The organism is Pseudomonas sp. SCA2728.1_7 (assembly GCF_018138145.1).
Taxonomy (GTDB): domain Bacteria; phylum Pseudomonadota; class Gammaproteobacteria; order Pseudomonadales; family Pseudomonadaceae; genus Aquipseudomonas; species Aquipseudomonas koreensis_A.
In genome coordinates this window covers 5,925,579-5,945,054 of record NZ_CP073104.1, presented here as the reverse complement: position 1 = coordinate 5,945,054, position 19,476 = coordinate 5,925,579, and the positions used below count along the sequence as shown (strand labels likewise).

The window sequence follows — 19,476 nt, the reverse complement described above, 5'->3', positions numbered from 1 at the left end:
GCCTCCAGTCAGGGTTAACGGGATGAGGAATCAATCAGTCCGGCGGCCAGCGCCAGTTGCCACAGGCCACGCTCGGTGGCCTGTTCGGCCAGCGTCACGTTGGCGAACCCGCAGGCATCGAGGGCACGGCTGTAGCGCGCACAGAGTTGCGCGTTGCCGATGAGGATGATCGAAGGAAGATTCGGATTGTTGCGGCGACGGCGCTGAACCGTGGCGAGCGCCGCCAGTTCATGGCCGATCATCAGGCCGGACAGATAATCCGCCTGCTCGGTCGGGCTGAGTTCGCCGGTCAAGCCCAGGGTTCGGGCGCTGAACAACGTCGACAGCACACCGAGTTCGCCGTCCGCCGACAGAGCAACCTGCGCACCACGGTCAAATGCCAGAGCATCGAACATCGCGCCTTGCTTCAGGGTCCGGCCGAGGATGCTGTGCTCACTGAGCACGGCGAATACTTCGCCGGTCATGAAGGTATCGAAATGAGTGATGCAGCCATCGACCACGTCGACCCATTTCGAGTGGCTGCCCGGCAGGCCGATCAACAGATCAGCACCCGCCTCAATCGGCAGATTCTGCAACACGCCGAGCACTTGGGTTTCTTCGCCGCGCATCACGTTCGGCAGACGCGAACGCTGAATCACACCCGGCACGATATGCACGCGGGTGCCGCGCAGACTGACAACTGTTTGTAGGGAGTTTCCGAGATTGGCGACGTTCGCCGGCGTCTCGCAGTAGGCCGCTTCACGCCAGCCCTGCGCACTGCCGACCATGCCGCAGGCAATCACCGGCAGATCAGGCTGCGCATCGAGCCAGTCGCCGCATGCCTCGTCGAAGGCCAGTTCAAAACCATCGGCGCATTCGCGACCGTTGATGACTCGCGGAGTCTTCGGCAGTTGCATGATCCCGGACGACAGCGCGCGCTGCTCCAGCACCACACCACCCGCCGCGAGTTTGTAAGCACGTAATGAGGTCGTCCCCCAGTCGAGCGCGATCAATTGCGCCAGCATCGCTTCACCTGTTTTGTTTTTGGCAGTGAGTGCGACGGACTATAGACCTCTCAGGCGCTAAATCTCAATATGTAATTTTGCATCCCACATTATGGGATAAAGCAATCATTGCACGCGCTGCTGTTCAATGACGTGTACGAGGTCAGTTGCTGGAATCAGCATTGACTTCGAATAGTATCCCCCGAATGAGTAAGCTGAGGTAAACACTCTGCAAGAGACGGCGTTACGTTCATTTAATAATGCCAGCAGTTCTTCCGCGCTCATGAAAACATTTGAAACGCCCTCATCCTCCTTTCTCACTGCGGACAATCTAGACGTATAAATATGGTCTAAACCAGACTTATCGGCGTCAACCTCAACAAGATTACCAACAAAATAATTGGTCAATTTATCGGAGTTTTCAAATTCAAGCTCTTTATCCAGAGAGCAAAACAATGTTTCACCCAACTGTGTTTCTCCCGTCGCATCCTTAAAAAAATTCAACACATCGGTCTTCGAACTAAAGCGAACATTCCAAGACAAACTATCGCCCCCTGTAGCGACAGAAATGAATTCAATCTCGGTATCAGGAAGAATCGGCCGCTTGGCACAAGAACTACATAGAAGCATCGTCAGCAGAATAAATAGTCGTATCATTTTTTCGATTCCAAATATTGAGTCACTCGCTCATAAACTATATCGCACGCAGACTTTCCACTTTGAAGTTTGGAGGCGAACAGCATACCTGCTTGCCGGTGATTCGCACTGACCGCCTCATTTATATTCGGTCCAGATGTCATGATCCAGCGCTCTCCCAAACTGGCAACAGTATCTGAATCGTCTTTTTCCTTGGGGGATGCCAATATATTTATCCAGTAATCTGCCACGGGCTTTGGCGTCGTAAAATAGATATCAGAGAACATCCATACACCTGTACCACCGCCAACAGGATCGAGTGTTACCAACATCTTGACTGTATAACCTCGCTCTTTCAAAATCGAGGTCAAATGTGCACCATTCCACCCCCCAAGGCTATGACCAACAATCACAAGATAAACCGTCTTATCACCTTTTAACGGGCGTATTACATACTTCTCGATATCCTTCTCACCGCGAACATCCTTATAGCTTATATAAGGCAAATTAACGTCGAGCTTTTGTTCCGGAGACAGTCTGTTCGACAACTGATTCCACGCATTTTGCACGTTATGATGAGGAGGTTCATTCTGATAATACTCCTCTTTATCCCCAGCACCGCCAATAAAGAAAACGGCTACCTTTTTCACTTTGACAGTAACTTGCTTGACGCTCTGGTCAGTCTTGCAGGTCAACTCATGACCAGCCACTTCAGTTTTGCAGTCTCTGAGTGCAGGATTTTCGACTTCCATTTCGATCACTCTACAAACAATTTAATAGTTTCAGCCAAGTGAGAACTCACCATATGGGTAAAGCCCTGCTCATTGGTGATGCCATGTTCTATGCGCCCATCACCTCGCTGGATCGCATACGGATGATCGGGGATAGGCTCGCCAGTCGCCTCGTTAACCACTTGCAACCTGTCCGTAAAATGCACCGGCATCGGCAGCAATCCGCTAAACGCTGCCCCGCCGCCACTCTGGCCGATAATCACCGTCCCCGAGCCACCCACCACGACATTGCCGTGGCCTCCGGTGCTGTCGAGCGTGGCCGCGTTCAGGCCGTTGATAAAAACCGTGCCGGAAACGGCTCCGGTAATCGGACTGCCGCACGCCGATTTATCGGTCATGCGCGCGGCGGCGAGGCCGTCGAAGAAGACGTTCGGCGAGCCGGAGGCAATCGGGTTGGTGCCATGGCCTGGCAATGGACAGGCGGTCGGGTCGGTGACGCGTGCAGCGGGTTTACCACTCAATTCAAAGCTCCTTGCTTCAGGGGTTCCGGGTGCGGCTGATGAATATCGATGTCGGTCGCGGCGAAGCGCCAGCGATTGTCGACGGGGTCGAACAGGGCGTGGCAATGCTCACGGCTGTCGGGTGATGCGGCGGTTTGCAGGTGTTGCCAGGCTTCGTCGGTTTGCCAGGCCAGTTCAGCCGGCGAGGCGTCGTCGAGTTCGTTGAGCCAGGCGTTGTAGTTGCGCAGGTGATTACGCTCGTAAGTCGATTGCAGCAGTTCGGCCATTTGTGCGCCGAAGTCGAGATGATGCTGGGCCGTCCACTGGCCGATCTCGGAATAGACGTACCAGCCCATCGGCATCAACCCGCCGTCCTTGAGCAGCGAATGCCCGGCAGGGGCGACGAAACCACAGCAAATGTGCAGCGTCAGCCAGCCCTGATGGGCGTCGATAAACGCCGTCGGATCGAAGGTGCGCAGCGGTATCACGCGGTACTCGGCGAGCCCGGCACTGCGGGTCATCAACTCGGCATCAAGGCGTGACACGAACGCACGAATGGCGCTGCCGCCCGTACGATTTGTCATGCACAGAATGTCGACCGGTTGGCGCTGGGGGTTGTCGCTCAAGCCTGAGTTTTTCACCAGGCCATACAGACGCATTGACGCCCGTAGTCCGCTCATCGCCAGTCACTCGTTGACGCAGCGAAGGTTCCACGGGCGTGGAGAAGTTGTGCCAGAGGCATTGCAGGTGTCGTCCGTGAGCGCGCAAAAATGGCGCGTAGAATGCCGGACTAGAGCGCTGGCGACAATCGAATTAGCATTGTATTGCCATCGTTACGATCAGCCTTCGGCAAACTCCCGCAGGACCTGGCCATCCATGCGGTAGCGCACCCACTCTTCCTGAGGTTGCGCGCCGAGGGATTTGTAGAATTCGATCGCCGGGGTGTTCCAGTCAAGCACGCTCCATTCGAAGCGGCCGCAGTCGTTGTCGCAGGCAATTTTTGCCAGATGGCGCAACAGGGTTTTGCCAGCACCGCCGCCGCGTTGTTCGGGGGTAATGTAGAGGTCTTCGAGGTACAGGCAGTTGCTGCCCAGCCAGGTCGAGTAGCTGAAGAAGAACACTGCGAAACCGATCGGCAGTCCATCGCGCAGGCAAATCAGACCGTGAGCGGTGGCGCCTTCGCCGAACAGGCTGCGTTCGATGTCGGCAACGCTGGCGATGACTTCGTGGCGGGCCTTTTCGAAATCGGCGAGTTCAGTAATGAAGGCGAGGATTTGCGGGGCATCGCTGGGGGTCGCCGGGCGGATTTCGATCGTCATGGACGGGCCTTGTCGGAAGAGGAAAACGCCATACTAAGGTGGTGAGCGGCGCTCGTCACATGGCAAAACACACACTACCCTGCGCAATGTTGCAAACACTGCAGTTCCCTGTGGGAGCGAGCCTGCTCGCGAAGGCGTCCTTTCAGTCACCTGCATTGTTGATTGACAGACAGCATTCGCGAGCAGGCTCGCTCCCACAGGAACTGAGACAATCTGAAAGGATGCTTATGAACCTTGAGTTTTTTACACCCGTGGCGGCACTGGCAGCAGAGTTACTGCCCCACGCCCTGGAGCCGTCCGACGACGGCGCCCACGACCTCGCCCACCTGCAACGGGTCTGGCACAACGTGCGTACGTTGCATGAAGAAGAAGGTGGAGATCTTGAGGTGCTGCTGGCCGCCGTGCTCTTGCACGATTGCGTGGCCGTCGAGAAGAATTCACCGCTGCGTTCGCAGGCTTCGCGGCTGGCGGCAGATAAAGCTTCGTCAGTGCTGGCCGATCTGAACTGGCCGGAAGAAAAAATCATGGCCGTCGCCCACGCCATCGAAGCCCATAGTTTTTCCGCCAACCTCACTCCGCTCACCCTCGAAGCGAAAATCGTCCAGGACGCCGACCGCCTCGACTCACTGGGCATGCTCGGCGTCGCCCGTACCTTCTACATTGCCGGGCGCATGGGCTCGGCGCTGTACGACCCGCAGGATCCCGAAGCGAAACAACGCGACTACGACGACAAGCGGTTTTGCCTCGATCATTTCCAGACCAAACTGCTGCACCTCGCCGACGGTTTCCAGACTGCCGCCGGCCAGCGTCTGGCGCAGGTCCGTCATCATCGTCTGAAGGGCTTCATGGAGCAGTTCAAGGAAGAGATCGGTATCGCCTGATACGTTACTCCGGCGCACAGCAATCCTGACGTCGCTAACCTCAGACCTAAGTTGGGCGACGGGCGTGTTAAACAGATGCCGCTGAATTTTTCCGGTCAAGGAACCGCGTCATGTCACCAGCAACACCCAAGGTTTCAGGCAAGCTGTTCGGCCTGTTCTGTCTCGCCAGTTATCTGCTGTCGCTGTCCTATGGCTCGACGTTTTTGTTGTCGCTGCTGATCGCTTCTCGCGGTGGCAATGAACACGATGCCGGCAGTGTGATTTCGGCGGCGATGCTCAGTACGTTTGTCGCGGTACTGGTGTCCGGGCATTTGTCGGACTGGCTCGGGGCGGCGCGTTCGATTGCGTTGTTCGGGCTGTTGCTGGTGGTGGCGAGTCTGGGCTTTGCGCTGACGCAGGGGTTCGGTCATCTGCTGTTGTTTTTCGGCTTGCTGTTGGGATTGGGTTGGGGCGTTTTCTATACGTTGGGGCCGATCATCGTCGCCAGTCTGGTGACGCCGGCGCAACGAGCGAAATACTTCGCGCTGTTGTCGGGCAGCATGATGACCGGCATCGGCAGCGGCCCGTTGCTAGGTCGTGCGGCGAGTGCAGTGGGTTTGCCGGTGACCTCGGCGTTTTATCTGGCGGCACTGGCGAGCCTGGTTGGCGTGCTGTTGTTCTGGCAACTCGGGGCTCGATTGAAAAGCACGCAAGTAACCTCGGCCGCAAGAATCACTTGGCGAGCGACCACCCAAGTGCTCGGCTCGCGCGCACTGTTCCCGATCATCATGGTCGGTCTCGGCGGATGCGTGTTCGGTGGTCTGTCGAGTTTCCAGACCAGCTATGCCACCGCCCGCTCGCTGGATTACTCACTGTTCTTTCTGGGTTTCATGGGGGCGGCCATCAGCAGCCGGATGTTGATCGCAGGTTATGTGGTCAAACGTGATCCGCTGCGCGCGTCGTGTCTGTTGTCCGGACTGATGCTGGCTTCGATTGCGCTGTTCGCGTTCGGCGTGCACAGCGGCTTCAGTTATCTGCTGGCAGCGGTGATGCTCGGCGTCGGTTATGGCCTGACCTATTCGGTGATCAACGGTTTGGCGGCCAACGAAGCACCGGCCGGCACCACGTCACAGGCCTTGTTGCTGTTCAGTCTTGCGTACTTTATCGGTGTGTTTGGTTTCCCGTTGCTGGCCGGGAAAATCATCGTTGAGCACGGCATGAGCACGCTGCTTTTGACGGTTTTGATCGTCGCGTTGGCCAACTGGTTGATTACCCTGGGCCGTTTGCTCTGGCGGCGGATCAGTCTGAAAGCCGCGCAGGCAACCTAGACCGTTCGTCGCTGATCAGGCACCAATCCGATCACAGGGCAGACCAACGACAGGTAAGGATTCCAATCACTGGAGACGCCCTATGATCCCGTCAAGGTTGACCGCTTTCGTATTCAGCGCCCTGCTCTGCCCTGCGGTGTTCGCCGCATCCGCCACCGCAGCGGGCACTGGCCCTACCGACCCGACCCCGCCACGCGCCCCCGCCATCAACAGTGCCCCCGGCATGAATACCGATGGCTCCGGCGTGCCTTTGATCAATCAGCCTCCTGCGACCGGTACCGATCCGCGCACTCAGGGCAGTGATCCGGGCCGTCAGGGCGGCATGAACACCCCCGATGCCCCCGCAACGCCAGACAATGCTGGCCCCGGCATCGGCTCGAAAACCACCACCGGTGGCTCCGGTTCCGAAGGCTCCGGTCAGTAGTTCGCCGACGCGAGCGTCCTATTCAATCCAATGAAGAGGTAACCATGAACGTCGATAAAAACCTGGAAAAAGAAGTCCTCACCCGCCTGCTGCACGCCCATCCGAGTGGTCTGGGCAAGGAGGTGCTGGACAATTACCGGGGCGAGAAAGTCGTGGCCAGCGCCCTCGCCGCTTTGCAGGATCGCGGACTGATTCACCACGGGCATGTGACCTGCAACGAGGCTGGCGAGCATTCGTTGAACCTGCCGATCAAGCTCAGTGCGGCTGGCGTTGAGGCGGCGCGCAAGCTGGATCTGCAGTAGTCATGCGGCCGCTCGTTGCCGATGCGGCGAGCGGTATCCAGGATTGAATTGTGTGTTGAAACTAATTGCCCTTTCGCGAGCAGGCTCGCTCCCACATTTGAAATGCATTCCATTGTGGGAGCGAGCCTGCTCGCGAAAGCTATCTATCAGGCGTCGCCGGACTCGCGGATAAATGCATCCACTTCATCTGCCCCCGGCGAGGTCGCCGGCCCCCAGCGCGTCACCGCCAAAGCCGCTGCCGCATTCGCCCGCCGCGCCGCTTCATGGGCAGACAAGCCCTGCGCCAACCCGGCGACAAATACCCCGGCATGAGCATCACCGGCGCCGTTGCTGTCCAGCGCTTTCACGGCAAACCCCGGCACATGCCGACGCTCATCGCCCTGATGAATCCAGCAACCCTGCGGCCCGTCCCGCACCACCATCAGCACTTCTTTGGGCAGATGTTCAGCGAGACGATCCAGCGCCACGCCAATATCATCAGCACCAGTAAACCGCAGTGCTTCAACACTGTTGCTGGTCCACACATCGATGCGCGGCAACAGCGCCTGCATCAGCGGCGAATCCGGCGACTCCACCAACGGGCCCGGATCGAACACAACATTGATCGAGTCCGGTAGCGCCAACGTCCAGTCAAGCAACGCTTGGGCCTTGCCTTCGTGGAGCAGGCTGTAGCCGCTGAGATAAACGTAATCGCCCGACTCGGCCGGCACGCTGTTCAGATCCGCCTCAGTCACTTCACCTTCAGCGCCGATGTAGGAAATGAAACTGCGCTCGGCCGACGCATCGGTCAGCGCCACACACAAACCGGTGTCTTTCTGTGCGGGTTCGGTGATGCCGATGTGAATCCCCTCGGCGTTCATCGCCTGGCGCGCGAGATCACCGAAACGCCCAGTGCCATGGCGACCGAGATACACCACCGGCAGGCCATTGCGCACCGCCGCCGCCATCACGTTGAAACCGCCGCCGGCTTCGAAACCGGCCGACTGCGCCAGCACGTCACCGCCAATCTGCGGCAGTTTATCCACGGCCATGACCAGGTCGATGATGACCTGGCCGGTGTGCAACATCTTAGGCATGAGCATTCTCGGTTTGCGCGGCGCGGCGATCTTTCGCCCCGCCGAGGACGAAGTAAATGCCACCAGCGACGACGAAGGTCACGATCCAGCCGAGGCCGTTGTGGCCCAGCCAAGAGTCGGACAGGAAGCCTTTGAACCAGACGTTTTCAGCGGTGGTGCCGATGGTGGTGAAACTGAAGCCGAGGACGATGGCAATCGCCCATGCACCGAACGCACGCCACTCGATGCCGCCGCGATACCAATAGGCGCTGCTCGGGCTGACGTCGAGCAGGTCTTTCGGGCTGTAATAATGACGGTGAATCAGGTCGACGACGAAGATCCCGACCCACGCAGTGATCGGCACCGCCAGCAGGGAAATGAAGGTAATGAACGGGCCGTAGAAGCTGTCGGCGATCAGCATGAAGTAGATCGAACCGGCGAAGATCGCGACGATATCGACCACTACCGCGTAGACGCGTTTGACCTTGAGGCCGAGAGTCAGCGTGGTCAGCCCGGCGGAGTACACCGACAGGTTGTTCGACAGCAGCAAGCCACCGAATGCGGTGATCAGGTACGGCACGGCCATCCAGGTTGGCAGCATGTCGCGAATTGCCACGATCGGGTCAGTCGCCGAGGCGAGGTCGTTGTTGCCCACCGAGAGCAAGCCGCCGAGGGTGATCAGCAGCACCAGCGGAATACCCGCGCCGAATGCGGCAGACGCGACCAGACGCACAGCCTTGACGCTGCGGTGCTGATAGCGCGACATGTCGGCGCCAGCGTTGGCCCAACCGATACCGGTGCCGGCGGCCATGGTGCCGATACCGATGATCATTGCGCTCATCGGCGCCGGCGTGGCGTTGAATACCGCGCTCCAGTCGATGGTCGCGCAGAGGAAGCCGCCAACGAGAATGTTCAGCGCGCCGAACACGTAGTTCGCCCACTTCTGGATCACCAGCAAGGTCGCATGGCCGAGGCCGGACACCGACAGGGTCAGCAGGACGAAAATCGCGATGAAGATCAGCGTCAGTATCGGCGCACTTTTCGCTTCGACCGGTGAGCCGAACAGAATCGAGCACAGCGACAACAGCACGAATGCGGCAGTGGTGGTGTTGACGGTTTCCCAACCGAGACGCGACATCAGCGAGACCAGTGTCGGGCCGATATTGCCGCGTACGCCGAAGATCGCCCGCGACAAGGTCAGGCTCGGCGCGCGGCCACGGCGACCGGCAATCGAGATGATCCCGACCACCGCGAACGAACCGGCAGCACCGATGATCGCGACGATGATCGCCTGCCAGATCGCCAGCCCGCGAAACGCCACCAGCGTGGCGCCCAGCGGCAGGCCGAGGATGGAGATGTTGGCGGCGAACCAGACCCAGAACAGTTGCAGCGGATGGCCGTTGCACTCGGCTTCCGGCACCGGTTCGATGCCGCGGGTTTCCAGTTGCCCGGCGCTTTGCCCGGCGTTTGATGAACTCATGAAGGTGCTCCTGTTTGCCTTTTTTGTGGTTGTGGCAATGATGCAAAACGACAAGACATCGCGGCCGTCCTCGGCCTGTCTGCGCGATCCATTGCGGGTTGAAAATTCGAAATTTGCGGTGCGGCCTTCGCGAGCAGGCTCGCTCCCACATTGGATTTGTGGCGTTCACATAACCCCTGTGGGAGCGACGGTGCGACGATTCGACCTGCTCGCGAAGACTTCGGCTCGGTCAACGCAAGGCCAACAGTCCCTGCACCAACGGCTCAAGCTCCAGATGATTGACCGCTTTCACTGTGTCGATCATCGGCACCGGCCAACTCTCAAGACCCAGGCAGGCCCCCAGCATCGCGCCAAGAATCGCCGCGATGGTGTCAGTGTCACCACCAAGACTGGCGGCCATGCACAGCGCATCAAACGCGCTCATCTCACCCACCGCGACTTGCTGTGCCAGTGCAAACGAAACCACCACCGATTCCTGCGACGCCACCGAAGTGCCAATCACGTCGTAGAGCAGATCGGCCAGTAAAGCCTTGTCGCTATCGACACTGATGGTGCGCGCCCAACTGATGCGCGAAGCAATACGCCCACCGGCGACCCAGTGCCCGTGCGCCTCGGCTTGCTGAGCGATTTGCTGACCGAGGTTCAACGCCTCGCCGAGGTCCATGCCATTGATGCCAGCGGATACCACCGCTGCCACCGCCGCCGCACTGGAAATCCCCAGCGTGGTGTTGTGCGTGACCTGGCAAGCCTGCACAACCGCCGCAATAAAGCGTTGAGGATCGGCAACATCTGCCGCGATCCCCACTGGCGTGATGCGCATCGCCGCGCCATTGGTGGTGCCGTAACGCCCGGCCTCTTCCGGCGAGTGCCCGGCAAGGATCATTTCGATCGCGCGTTTGGTCGACGGCCCGAGCAAGTCCTGCGAGCCCTTGGCCTGCATCTCGGCTTCCCACTCGATCAGGCGTTGCGCGAGGATTGCCGGCTCGATGCGGCCCTTGCCTTCAACCAGCAACTCGCCGACCAGAATCGCCTGTTCGGTGTCGTCGGTGATCGAGCCTTTGGGCATGTTCGCGGCGATCGGCTGCAAGGGGCCGGCATCCTGCAAATCGGTGATCTGGCCGAAGCGGGTCTTGATGGTTTCTCGGTTCAGCGATTGGGTCGGCATGCCCAGCGCATCACCGAGGGCCAGGCCGTAGAAAGCGCCGAGGGCACGGTTGAGCGCGGTCATTTCGATTCTCCAAATTGCAGGTGCAGACGGAAATGCACCGGGTCGAGCAGGCTTTCGACCAGCTCCATGAAACGGTTCTGCCGGTCGTAGGTGGTGCGCAGGGCTTTGAGGAACACCGTGCCCTCAGGGCGGCCGAGCAGCGCGGCGTCTTCGGCATTCAGCGGTTCGGCGCCGATCCATTGATCGCCGCGCTCGCCGATGTAGCCGTACGCGGCCAGGGTGATGGTCAGGGAGTTGTCGATCAGACCGACGCGCGGCAGGCTTTCCAAGCCGCCGGTGGCCGGCATCAATGAGCGTTCGAGGGACACCAGCGTGCCGTCGTTGGAGCGACGACGGCGGTCGAGGGTGATGAATTGGTCGGTGCCGAACCGCGAGAGCAGATCGGGTCGGGTCACGGCTTCCAGGCGCAGCACTTCGGTGTTGATCAGTACGCCGCTGTCAGCCAGCGCCTGCGCCCAGCCGCTGCGCTGATCCAGCGCGACACCGTCGAAGGTGACGATGGAGCCGACGCCGCTTTGCGTGGCGATGTAATTGCGCCGTTTCAGTTCGGCCAGCGCTTCGCGCAGCGTGCCGCGGCTGACTTGGAATTCTTGAGCCAACTGATGTTCGCCGGGCAACAGAAAGCCGTCCTCCATGAGGCCGCTTTCGATGCGCCGGACGAGTTCGTCGACCACCCGTTGTTTCTTGTCAAATCGTACCTGTCTAATCATGTACAAATTGATACCTGAAACGGGTGTGGGCGGGCAAGGGAAATTTAGGGGAAGAGACAGAAGGTTGAAAGTCAAAAGCACCCTCACCCTAGCCCTCTCCCGGAGGGAGAGGGGACTGATTGGGGGATATTGGAGATTTACGTCGACCTGAAATAACGTCTTTGAATCCATGAACGCCAAGACTTCTCAAGTACGCCGACCTGAAAGTCCTTTACCGAATCCATAATCGACGAGGTCTTTCAGTCGACGGATCACCTCGGTCGACCCTTCCCCTCACCCTAGCCCTCCCGGAGGGAGAGGGGACTGAATGGGGGATGCTCAAGAAGTACGCCGACCTGAAAGTCCTTTACCGAATCCATAATCGGCGAGGTCTTTCAGTCGACGGATCACCTCGGTCGACCCTTCCCCTCACCCTAGCCCTCTCCCGGAGGGAGAGGGGACTGAATGGGGGATGCTCAAGAAGTTCGCCGACCTGAAAGTGCTTCGCCGAATCCACAATCGACACGAAAGTGCTTTTCCGATTCCATAATCGACTAGGTCTTTCAAGTCGATGCAGGACGCAAAACACCTCGGTCGGCCCCCTCTCCCTCCGGGAGAGGGCGGGGGTGAGGGGCTCTTGATTCTAGCGTTGCTTCAGCCGGTCAATGACCACGGCCAGCAGCAGGATCGACCCACGAATCACATACTGATAAAACGTGTCGATATTCTTCAGGTTCATCGCATTCTCGATGATCGCCAAAATCAACACCCCGGCAATCACATGCCGGATCATGCCGATCCCGCCGCTCAACGACACCCCGCCCAGCACGCAAGCGGAAATCACCGTCAACTCAAAACCCTGACCAATCATCGGCTGCCCGGACGTCATACGCGACGCCAGAATCACCCCCGCCAACGCACCAATCACACCGTGCACGGCAAAGATAATGATCTTGGTGCGATCAACGTTCACACCCGCCAGCAGCGCCGCTTCCTGGTTGCCACCGATGGCCATGGTGTTGCGCCCGTAAGTGGTGTAATTCAGCAGCCAGCCAAAAAACAGAAAGCAGACGATGGTGATCAGAATCGGCACCGGCACGCCGAACAACTGGCCATTGCCGAAGACAAAGAACGATTCCTGCGACACGCCCACCGCTTTGCCGTTGGCAAAAATGTACGCCAGACCACGAACGATCTGCATGGTCGCCAACGTCGTGATCAAGGCATTGACGCGCAACTTGGCAATCACAATGCCGTTGATCAGCCCGACAATCAGGCCCATCACCAACGCCGCACTGACCCCGAGAAACACGCTGTTGGTGTCACGCATCACCACCGCCGCGACCACGCCGGCGCAGGCAATGACAGAGCCCACCGACAAGTCGAAATGCCCCGATGCCAGGCAGTACAACATCGTGCACGCGGCGATCCCGGTGGTGGAAATTGCCAGGCCCAAACCGCGCATGTTCAGCGGCGAGAGGAAGTTGTCGATCAGCAGCGTGCAGGCAACGAAAATGCCCACCGCCGCCAGCAACATGACCCAGTCATCAAGGAAGCGCCGCATGTCCAGCGGTTTGCGCTCTTTGGGCAGGGTTTCGTTTTGGGTTGTCATCATAGTCACCTCTCAGTTCGCCACGCCGTCAGCGCGGTGGCGCGGCAAAGCCAGTTGCAGCAGGTTGGATTCATTGGCCTGGTCACGGCTGATTTCGCCGCGCAGGGCGCCTTCGCAGAGCACCAGAATGCGGTCGGAAATGCCCATCACTTCCATCAGATCGCTGGACACCACGATCACCGAAATACCCTCGGCGGCGAGGTTATGGATGATCTGGTAGATCTCAGCCTTGGCGCCGATGTCGATGCCGCGAGTGGGTTCGTCGAGCAGCAAGACCTTCATCGGCATCGACAACCAACGACCGAGAATGGCCTTCTGCTGATTGCCACCGGAAAGGAATTTGATCTGCTGGCCGGCGTGCGGGGTTTTCACTTTCAGGGCTTTGATCTGTTTGTCGGCGTTGCCCTTTTCCCACAGACCGCGAATCAGGCAGCCGAGGCCGGAATGGGCGCCGCGTGCACTGATGTTGATGTTTTCGGCAACGCTGGCCAGCGGGATGATGCCTTCCTTCTTGCGATCCTCCGGACACAGCAGAATCCCCGCGGCAATCGCGTCGCGCGGTGAGCGCAGTTTCAATTCATGACCGCGCAATTCGAGGCGTCCAGCGGTGTTGCGTTCCAGCCCGCTGAGCAGGCGAAACAGCTCGGTGCGCCCTGCCCCGACCAGTCCGAACAGGCCGAGGATTTCGCCTTTGTGCGCCTCGAAACTGATCGGTTCACGCAGGCCCGGGCCGAGCAGCCCAGATACCTTTAGCGCCACGGCGCCGCGTGGACGATGGCGATAATCGTAGATGTCCTGAATGTCGCGCCCGACCATGCAGGTCACCAGTTGATCGTGGCTCAACTGGCTCATGTCGTCGAAGGTGCGCACGTAGCGACCGTCCTTGAACACCGTCACCGCGTCGCAGATGCGGAACACTTCTTCCATCCGGTGCGAAACGTAGAGCACGACTTTGCCCTCGTCGCGCAAGCGGCCGATGATCGCCATCAAGCGGTCGATCTCACGGGCCGAAAGACTGCTGGTCGGTTCGTCGAAAGCGATGACGTGAGCACCACGCGACAGCGCTTTGGCGATTTCCACCAATTGCCGCTGGCCGAGGGACAAGCGCCCGACTTTGGTCTGCGGATCGATTTCATCGGCCAGGCCTTTAAGGCAATTCAACGCTTGCTGGCGCAGCGCGCCGCGATTGATCAAACCGAAACTGGCCGGCAGATGGCCGAGAAACAGGTTCTCGGCGACGGTCATTTCCGGCACCAGATGCAGCTCCTGGTGAATCACCGCGACACCGCTGCCGATGCTGTCAGCCGTCGACTTGAACGCCATGGTCTGCTCGCCGATCTGCAACTCGCCACTGCTCGGGATGTAAGCACCACCGAGGATTTTCAGCAGGGTCGACTTGCCGGCGCCGTTCTCGCCCATCAAGGCATGAACCTGCCCCGGATGGGCGACGAAACTGATGGCGTCCAGCGCCTTCACTCCGGGAAAGGTTTTGCCGATCCCGTTGAAGCGCAGGCTGCCGCTGGCGCTGTGTTGTTGTGTTTGTACTTGCGCGTGCATAAAGCCACCTCTTCACACCGAAACACGGCCCGGCTGCCCGGGCCGTCGCGGCATCAGTTCCACAGGCCGATTTTTTCCAGCTCTTGCTTGAAGTTCTCGCGGGTGATCAGGGTGACGTCGTCCATCGCGGTGTACTTCGGCGGCTCTTTGCCGGTGGTCACCCACTCGTACATCATCTCTGCGGTCTTGTAGCCTTCGATGTGCGGGCTTGGCAGCATCGAGCCAAAGAACCCGCTGTTAGGCTTTTTCAGTTCGCCGATGGCGTCGGTGCCATTGATACCGATACCGATCACGTTGGCCGCAGCAAAACCGGCGGCTTCGGTGGCGCGTACGCCGCCGAGCACAGTGTTGTCGTTCATGCCGCCGATGATCAGGTTTTTCGCCGCGCTCGGCAGTTTCACCAACGCCGAGTTAGTGGCGTCCATGCTGCCCGGTACGTCGAGGGTTTTCAGCGCGGCGAACAGAATGTGATCCTTCGGCATACCGGCGTCTTCAAGGGATTTCACCGAACCGTCGGTGCGCTTCTTGCCGGTGTCGAGTTCGTTGTAGGTGTTGACCACCGCGTAGGTGTCTTTCCAGTCCCAGTTACGCTTCTTCGCTTCGGCGACCATGGCGTTGCCCTGCTTCTGGCCGACTTCGAACGCGGCCATGCCGAGGTATGGCACGTCTTCCATGAACTTGCCGTTGGCGTCGACGAAACGGTCATCGACGGCAATCACTTTGAGGTCATTGAGCTTGGCTTTGGCCATGATCGCCGGGCCGAGCGACACGTCCGGCGGGCAGATCACAAAGCCCTTGGCACCGTTGGCAGCAAGGCTGTCGATGGCCGACAGGGTTTTCTCGCCATCCGGCACGGCGATTTTGATCAGTTCGAAGCCCTTGTCCTTGGCGGCTTTCTCGGCAAAGGCCCACTCGGTCTGGAACCACGGTTCTTCCGCCTGTTTGACCAGGAAACCGATTTTCACGGTGTCGGCAGCGAGCAGCGCACTGCTCAGGCTGAACGCGGTAACCGCCAGGGCGGTACTGCACAGGGTACGAATCCCGAAACGACGTTTCATAAGCTGACTCCTTGTTATTTTTTTTGAGCAATGTTTGAAAAGCGTTAAAGCGTGTTCCTGCAAAATCTTCTGACAATAGTCATATCGTATGATGATTGGATTGCAAACGGATTTATCCGCATGAAAGCCACTGTGCTCAGTCGTGGTACATCACCGAGCGCCCACCATCGATGGTGATGCATGCAGCATTGATGAACGGCGCCTCATCACTGGCCAGAAACACCGCAGTCATCGCTACTTCCAGCGGCTGACCGATGCGTTTCGGCGGGTGCAGATCGAAAGCACGCTGACGCTCGGCGTGCGGGTCGGCGAAACCGTTCCAGTAATCGACGTTCAGTTGCGTTTCGATATAGCCCGGCGCGATGGCGTTGACGCGAATCCCCTTCGCGGCGTATTCGATGCCGAGCGCGCGGGTCAGGCCGAGCAAACCGTGCTTGGCCACCGGGTACGGGAAGCAGCCGGGAATAATGTGGCTGGAATGGGTCGAGGCAATGTTGATGATGCTGCCAACGCCCTGCTCGATCATCTGCGGCAGCACCGCTTTGCAGCCGAACCAGGCGCCGTCCAGATCGATTGCGAAGCAGCGACGCCAGTCTTCTTCGGTCATTTCCAATGGATCGCGGAACACGTTGACCCCGGCACAATTGACCAGCACGTCGATGCGCCCGTGCAGTTCAACTGCGCGTTTGGCCATGGCGTGGAGATCGGGCTGATGCGAGACATCTGCCTGCAGCGCTTGCACGTCGTAACCCTGCTCACGCCAATGGGCGGCAACCTTCTCGACCTTTTCGACCTGGATATCGCTGATAACCAGTTTCGCTTGCTGCGACGCGCAGGCCGCGACGATGGCTTCGCCGATGCCTTGCGCGGCGCCGGTCAGCAGCACGACCTTGTTTTTCAGACGCTCGCCCTTCGGCGGTGCGGGCACCGGCGGCAGGGAAAGGGGTTCAGCCATGGATCAGGACTCCTGTTTCGCAAGCACAAAAAAACCGGGCATCTGCCGATGTCCGGTCTGGAAGGCGATGTGAACGAAACAGGCAGGCGCCGCCGACGGCATCGAGCCGTTGCGAGACGCGGACTCCACGCGGGAGTGCGATAGACATTCGCTGCATCACTTCACCTGTTTTGTTCTTTTTAAGTGTGAGTGCGTGTTACTGCTGGAGCCGACTATAAACCCGACCGCCAAATAATCTCAATATATAATTTTGCATCCCATATTTTGGGATTTAATCCGCAAAGCGCGTACAGAGTTTTCCTGCGACATCCACGCGCATCGACAGTACCGCGCCATCCAATGGATGGTTGTGGGGACTCTGGGCGCTGGTGATGAACAGGGTTTTCAGGCCTTCACCGCCGAACACACAACTGGTCGGGCGACTGACCGGTAGATCGATTCTGCGATCAACTTTGCCATCCGGCGTCAGCCGCAGCAGGCAACTGCCATCCCAGCGGGCATTCCAGATATAGCCTTCGGCGTCCATCGCCGAACCGTCCGGGCCACCCTGCTGATCGGGGCCATACCAGACTTGTGCGACATCGAGATTGCCGTCGGTGTGAATGAAATAGCGGTGCAGCGTGTTATCGAGACTGTCGCCGAACAGCAGCGTGGTGCCGTCGTCACTCCACAACAGCGTGTTGGGAATACCCAGGCCGCGCAACAACGGCGTGACACGTTTATCCGGATCGATCCGGAACAGACCACCGGAACGACGGGTGATCGGCAGATCTTCGCCCTGTTCGCCGATGTTGTTTTGCATGGTGCCGAGCCACAGACGACCTTGGCCATCGCAGCGTGCTTCGTTGGGACGATTGCCGGGCTGCGGGTCGGCGACGCAGAACAGCGTCAGGCGCGGCTCGAGGCCGGGGGAATCGAGGTCGAGGCGATAGACACCGCTGCTCAGGGTCACCAGCGCATCGCCGCTGGCGCAGGGGATGAACGCGGAAACGTGCTCGGGCATTTGCCAGAATCTGCACGTTCTGGCCGATCAGACGCAGGGCCTGTTTGCCGGCGATATCAACCCAGTACAGCGCCTGGGTTGGCGCGTCCCAGAACGGGCCTTCACCGAGCTGGGCGCGGTGTTGGGTCAGGGCGGTCCACGGCATATAACGGTCTCCATTGTTCTTGTGATTTTCTGTAGGAGTGAGCCTGCTCGCGATCGCGGTGGATCAGTCAAATCTGCTTTGCCTGATACGACGCTATCGCGAGCAGGCTCACTCCTACAGGGGATTTCGGTGTATTCAACTGGCTTTTTTGTCGGCCATGACTTTCGGGTAAAAGCGTTTGATCGCCAGGTCGGCGTTGTCGATCAGGGTCATGCACGCCCAAACGCCGCGCGCGGAATCGCGGGCGGCGATGGCGTCGGCCATGTCTTTGTGGATCGGCAAAGTGCGGCGCAGTTCATCCGGGTCGGCCGCAGAAACTTCAAACGACACAGCGAGCAACGCGCCGAGCGCCGGGACCATTTGTTCAATGAATTGGTTATGGCTGGCGGCGAGAATGCATTCGTGGAAGACCTGATCGGCGCGGTTGTAATCGATGCCGCTGTCGACCGCACGCTCAAGGGCGTTATAGGCCAGTTGCACCGCTTCAATCTGTTCCAGCGTCGCGCGCTCGCACGCCCAGCGCACGGCCATCGGCTCTATGGTGCGGCGCAGGTCGAGCAGGTCATCGACGAAGTTTTCCGGCAAGCCGTTGCGCGACAGCCAACCGACCACTTGCGGATCGAACAGGTTCCAGCGCCGTACCGGCAGCACGCGGGTGCCGACTTTCGGCCCGACTTCAAGCATGCCTTTGGCGACGAGGGTTTTGATGGCTTCGCGGATGACCGTGCGACTGACGCCGAGCTGTTCGCCCAGATCGGCCTCGACCTTGATCGTCTGCCCGGGTTTGACCTGGCCAGCGGCGATCCAGCTACCCAGCCAGTCAACGGTCGACGCATGAAAGCTGCTGGACATGAACACCTCAAAGCGGATCGCGATGGGTGATCAAGCTAATCATCATACGATTGCGCGTCAATAAGGATTTACTGCAGGAACACAAATCAGTGTAGGAGTGAGCCTGCTCGCGATAGCGGTATGTCAGTCACCATAAGTATTGACTGATCCACCGCTATCGCGAGCAGGCTCACTCCTACAAGGGGTTGTGTTTCAGGGTTCCAGGCCGATGCGAAAGAACTCGCCGCCGCTCCACACGCCAAGCCAACGCTGCCCGTCGATTTCGCGACTCACCGCCAGTTCCACCAGTTGGTAGAACACATTGCGATGAATCAGCGCTTCAAGATTGGTGCGCACATGCACGTAAGGCGCAGGCTCCTGCGTCGTCGGATCAATCTCGACCCGAATCGGATGCTCAGGCCCGGCCTCGGCGGTTTCATCAACGTTGGTGGTGAAGCGCAACAGCTGCGCCTCCCCTTCGCCTTCAACCTCGACGGCAATCGCCACGAACGGCGCATCGTCGACCTTGATCCCGACCTTCTCGACCGGTGTGATCAGGAAATAGTCATCGCCATCGCGGCGCATGATCGTCGAGAACAGCTTGACCATCGGCTTGCGCCCGATCGGCGTACCCAGGTAATACCAGGTGCCGTCGCGGGCGATGCGCATGTCGATGTCGCCGCAGAAGTCCGGGTTCCACAAGTGCACCGGCGGCAAGCCTTTGGTTTTCGGGATCTGTCCCAACAGGTCATTGGCTTTTTGCGGGCCACTCATGGCGTT

Annotated in this window: 20 protein-coding genes and 1 pseudogene; 4 read left to right on the top strand and 17 right to left on the bottom strand. The window is 59.2% G+C overall.

The annotated features are described in order from the left end of the window. Positions 1-14: 14 nt before the first annotated feature. The 6 genes from KBP52_RS26650 to KBP52_RS26625 all read right to left on the bottom strand — a co-directional run bounded on the left by KBP52_RS26650 (position 15) and on the right by KBP52_RS26625 (position 4,169). The gene (locus KBP52_RS26650) at positions 15-1,004 is read right to left on the bottom strand and encodes a 2-dehydro-3-deoxygalactonokinase (protein WP_212621316.1); all 990 of its coding nucleotides are present in this window, start codon (positions 1,002-1,004) and stop codon (positions 15-17) included. 105 nt (positions 1,005-1,109) lie between these two features. Further along, on the bottom strand, positions 1,110-1,640 hold the full coding sequence (locus KBP52_RS26645; protein WP_077574054.1) for a hypothetical protein: 531 nt from the start codon (positions 1,638-1,640) through the stop codon (positions 1,110-1,112). Then, positions 1,637-2,371 carry a hypothetical protein gene (locus KBP52_RS26640; protein ID WP_077574055.1) on the bottom strand — a complete coding sequence of 245 codons (735 nt, stop codon included), beginning with the start codon at positions 2,369-2,371 and terminating at the stop codon, positions 1,637-1,639. The genes KBP52_RS26645 and KBP52_RS26640 overlap by 4 nt, the downstream gene beginning before the upstream one ends. Before the next feature lie 5 nt (positions 2,372-2,376). Then, complete coding sequence (locus KBP52_RS26635; protein WP_016986005.1) at positions 2,377-2,871, bottom strand: PAAR domain-containing protein; 495 nt, start codon at positions 2,869-2,871, stop codon at positions 2,377-2,379. Continuing rightward, the gene (locus tag KBP52_RS26630) at positions 2,868-3,530 is read right to left on the bottom strand and encodes a hypothetical protein (protein ID WP_212621315.1); all 663 of its coding nucleotides are present in this window, start codon (positions 3,528-3,530) and stop codon (positions 2,868-2,870) included. The genes KBP52_RS26635 and KBP52_RS26630 overlap by 4 nt, the downstream gene beginning before the upstream one ends. A 159-nt stretch (positions 3,531-3,689) precedes the next feature. Then, the gene (locus tag KBP52_RS26625) at positions 3,690-4,169 is read right to left on the bottom strand and encodes a GNAT family N-acetyltransferase (RefSeq protein WP_007908312.1); all 480 of its coding nucleotides are present in this window, start codon (positions 4,167-4,169) and stop codon (positions 3,690-3,692) included. Between the two features lie 227 nt (positions 4,170-4,396). On the opposite strand from KBP52_RS26625, the gene KBP52_RS26620 reads away from it, so the two are divergent. From KBP52_RS26620 to KBP52_RS26605, 4 genes are all read left to right on the top strand, one after another. Further along, complete coding sequence (locus tag KBP52_RS26620) at positions 4,397-5,050, top strand: HD domain-containing protein (protein ID WP_212621314.1); 654 nt, start codon at positions 4,397-4,399, stop codon at positions 5,048-5,050. A 110-nt stretch (positions 5,051-5,160) separates the two neighbouring features. Then, entirely contained in the window at positions 5,161-6,357 is a 1,197-nt protein-coding gene (locus KBP52_RS26615; RefSeq protein WP_212621313.1) for an MFS transporter, read from the top strand. A gap of 82 nt (positions 6,358-6,439) precedes the next feature. After that, positions 6,440-6,781, top strand: coding sequence for a hypothetical protein (locus tag KBP52_RS26610; RefSeq protein WP_008085503.1), 342 nt, complete (start codon positions 6,440-6,442; stop codon positions 6,779-6,781). Positions 6,782-6,825: 44 nt separating this feature from the next. Then, on the top strand, positions 6,826-7,083 hold the full coding sequence (locus KBP52_RS26605) for a hypothetical protein (protein WP_016986009.1): 258 nt from the start codon (positions 6,826-6,828) through the stop codon (positions 7,081-7,083). 146 nt (positions 7,084-7,229) lie between these two features. Here the strand turns inward: KBP52_RS26605 and KBP52_RS26600 are convergent, their stop codons facing one another. The 11 genes and pseudogenes from KBP52_RS26600 to KBP52_RS26550 form a co-directional block, all read right to left on the bottom strand. Beyond that, a complete protein-coding gene (locus tag KBP52_RS26600) occupies positions 7,230-8,159 on the bottom strand; it encodes a PfkB family carbohydrate kinase (protein ID WP_212621312.1) in 930 nt (309 codons plus the stop codon). Then, complete coding sequence (locus KBP52_RS26595; RefSeq protein ID WP_212621311.1) at positions 8,152-9,618, bottom strand: cytosine permease; 1,467 nt, start codon at positions 9,616-9,618, stop codon at positions 8,152-8,154. Before KBP52_RS26595 ends, KBP52_RS26600 begins: the two co-directional genes overlap by 8 nt. Before the next feature lie 229 nt (positions 9,619-9,847). Continuing rightward, positions 9,848-10,846 carry an ADP-ribosylglycohydrolase family protein gene (locus KBP52_RS26590; RefSeq protein ID WP_116030459.1) on the bottom strand — a complete coding sequence of 333 codons (999 nt, stop codon included), beginning with the start codon at positions 10,844-10,846 and terminating at the stop codon, positions 9,848-9,850. Beyond that, a complete protein-coding gene (locus KBP52_RS26585; protein WP_212621310.1) occupies positions 10,843-11,556 on the bottom strand; it encodes a GntR family transcriptional regulator in 714 nt (237 codons plus the stop codon). Before KBP52_RS26585 ends, KBP52_RS26590 begins: the two co-directional genes overlap by 4 nt. A gap of 622 nt (positions 11,557-12,178) precedes the next feature. Next, positions 12,179-13,147 carry an L-arabinose ABC transporter permease AraH gene (gene araH, locus KBP52_RS26580; RefSeq protein WP_026000669.1) on the bottom strand — a complete coding sequence of 323 codons (969 nt, stop codon included), beginning with the start codon at positions 13,145-13,147 and terminating at the stop codon, positions 12,179-12,181. Between the two features lie 12 nt (positions 13,148-13,159). Beyond that, positions 13,160-14,704: an L-arabinose ABC transporter ATP-binding protein AraG gene (gene araG, locus KBP52_RS26575; RefSeq protein ID WP_212621309.1), complete on the bottom strand. Its 1,545-nt coding sequence runs from the start codon at positions 14,702-14,704 to the stop codon at positions 13,160-13,162. A 53-nt stretch (positions 14,705-14,757) separates the two neighbouring features. Further along, positions 14,758-15,762 carry a substrate-binding domain-containing protein gene (locus KBP52_RS26570; protein ID WP_064120360.1) on the bottom strand — a complete coding sequence of 335 codons (1,005 nt, stop codon included), beginning with the start codon at positions 15,760-15,762 and terminating at the stop codon, positions 14,758-14,760. A 136-nt stretch (positions 15,763-15,898) separates the two neighbouring features. After that, positions 15,899-16,717 (bottom strand): SDR family oxidoreductase, encoded by an 819-nt coding sequence (locus KBP52_RS26565; RefSeq protein ID WP_212621308.1) that lies wholly within the window; start codon positions 16,715-16,717, stop codon positions 15,899-15,901. Positions 16,718-16,988: 271 nt separating this feature from the next. After that, positions 16,989-17,865, bottom strand: a pseudogene (locus tag KBP52_RS26560) (SMP-30/gluconolactonase/LRE family protein). 135 nt (positions 17,866-18,000) lie between these two features. Next, entirely contained in the window at positions 18,001-18,717 is a 717-nt protein-coding gene (locus KBP52_RS26555; protein WP_127929329.1) for a FadR/GntR family transcriptional regulator, read from the bottom strand. 192 nt (positions 18,718-18,909) lie between these two features. Next, complete coding sequence (locus KBP52_RS26550) at positions 18,910-19,470, bottom strand: DUF1285 domain-containing protein (RefSeq protein WP_053122580.1); 561 nt, start codon at positions 19,468-19,470, stop codon at positions 18,910-18,912. Positions 19,471-19,476 lie beyond the last annotated feature (6 nt).

What these genes read in the sequence shown, in the direction of transcription:
- KBP52_RS26555 (WP_127929329.1), bottom strand. Translation starts at nt 18,717, where the DNA reads ATGTCCAGCAGCTTTCATGCGTCGACCGTTGACTGGCTGGGTAGCTGG.
- KBP52_RS26565 (WP_212621308.1), bottom strand. Translation starts at nt 16,717, where the DNA reads ATGGCTGAACCCCTTTCCCTGCCGCCGGTGCCCGCACCGCCGAAGGGC.
- KBP52_RS26620 (WP_212621314.1), top strand. Translation starts at nt 4,397, where the DNA reads ATGAACCTTGAGTTTTTTACACCCGTGGCGGCACTGGCAGCAGAGTTA.
- KBP52_RS26630 (WP_212621315.1), bottom strand. Translation starts at nt 3,530, where the DNA reads ATGAGCGGACTACGGGCGTCAATGCGTCTGTATGGCCTGGTGAAAAAC.
- KBP52_RS26640 (WP_077574055.1), bottom strand. Translation starts at nt 2,371, where the DNA reads ATGGAAGTCGAAAATCCTGCACTCAGAGACTGCAAAACTGAAGTGGCT.
- KBP52_RS26610 (WP_008085503.1), top strand. Translation starts at nt 6,440, where the DNA reads ATGATCCCGTCAAGGTTGACCGCTTTCGTATTCAGCGCCCTGCTCTGC.
- KBP52_RS26600 (WP_212621312.1), bottom strand. Translation starts at nt 8,159, where the DNA reads ATGCCTAAGATGTTGCACACCGGCCAGGTCATCATCGACCTGGTCATG.
- KBP52_RS26605 (WP_016986009.1), top strand. Translation starts at nt 6,826, where the DNA reads ATGAACGTCGATAAAAACCTGGAAAAAGAAGTCCTCACCCGCCTGCTG.
- KBP52_RS26550 (WP_053122580.1), bottom strand. Translation starts at nt 19,470, where the DNA reads ATGAGTGGCCCGCAAAAAGCCAATGACCTGTTGGGACAGATCCCGAAA.
- KBP52_RS26615 (WP_212621313.1), top strand. Translation starts at nt 5,161, where the DNA reads ATGTCACCAGCAACACCCAAGGTTTCAGGCAAGCTGTTCGGCCTGTTC.
- KBP52_RS26645 (WP_077574054.1), bottom strand. Translation starts at nt 1,640, where the DNA reads ATGATACGACTATTTATTCTGCTGACGATGCTTCTATGTAGTTCTTGT.
- KBP52_RS26625 (WP_007908312.1), bottom strand. Translation starts at nt 4,169, where the DNA reads ATGACGATCGAAATCCGCCCGGCGACCCCCAGCGATGCCCCGCAAATC.
- KBP52_RS26650 (WP_212621316.1), bottom strand. Translation starts at nt 1,004, where the DNA reads ATGCTGGCGCAATTGATCGCGCTCGACTGGGGGACGACCTCATTACGT.
- KBP52_RS26595 (WP_212621311.1), bottom strand. Translation starts at nt 9,618, where the DNA reads ATGAGTTCATCAAACGCCGGGCAAAGCGCCGGGCAACTGGAAACCCGC.
- KBP52_RS26585 (WP_212621310.1), bottom strand. Translation starts at nt 11,556, where the DNA reads ATGATTAGACAGGTACGATTTGACAAGAAACAACGGGTGGTCGACGAA.
- KBP52_RS26590 (WP_116030459.1), bottom strand. Translation starts at nt 10,846, where the DNA reads ATGACCGCGCTCAACCGTGCCCTCGGCGCTTTCTACGGCCTGGCCCTC.
- araH (WP_026000669.1), bottom strand. Translation starts at nt 13,147, where the DNA reads ATGACAACCCAAAACGAAACCCTGCCCAAAGAGCGCAAACCGCTGGAC.
- araG (WP_212621309.1), bottom strand. Translation starts at nt 14,704, where the DNA reads ATGCACGCGCAAGTACAAACACAACAACACAGCGCCAGCGGCAGCCTG.
- KBP52_RS26570 (WP_064120360.1), bottom strand. Translation starts at nt 15,762, where the DNA reads ATGAAACGTCGTTTCGGGATTCGTACCCTGTGCAGTACCGCCCTGGCG.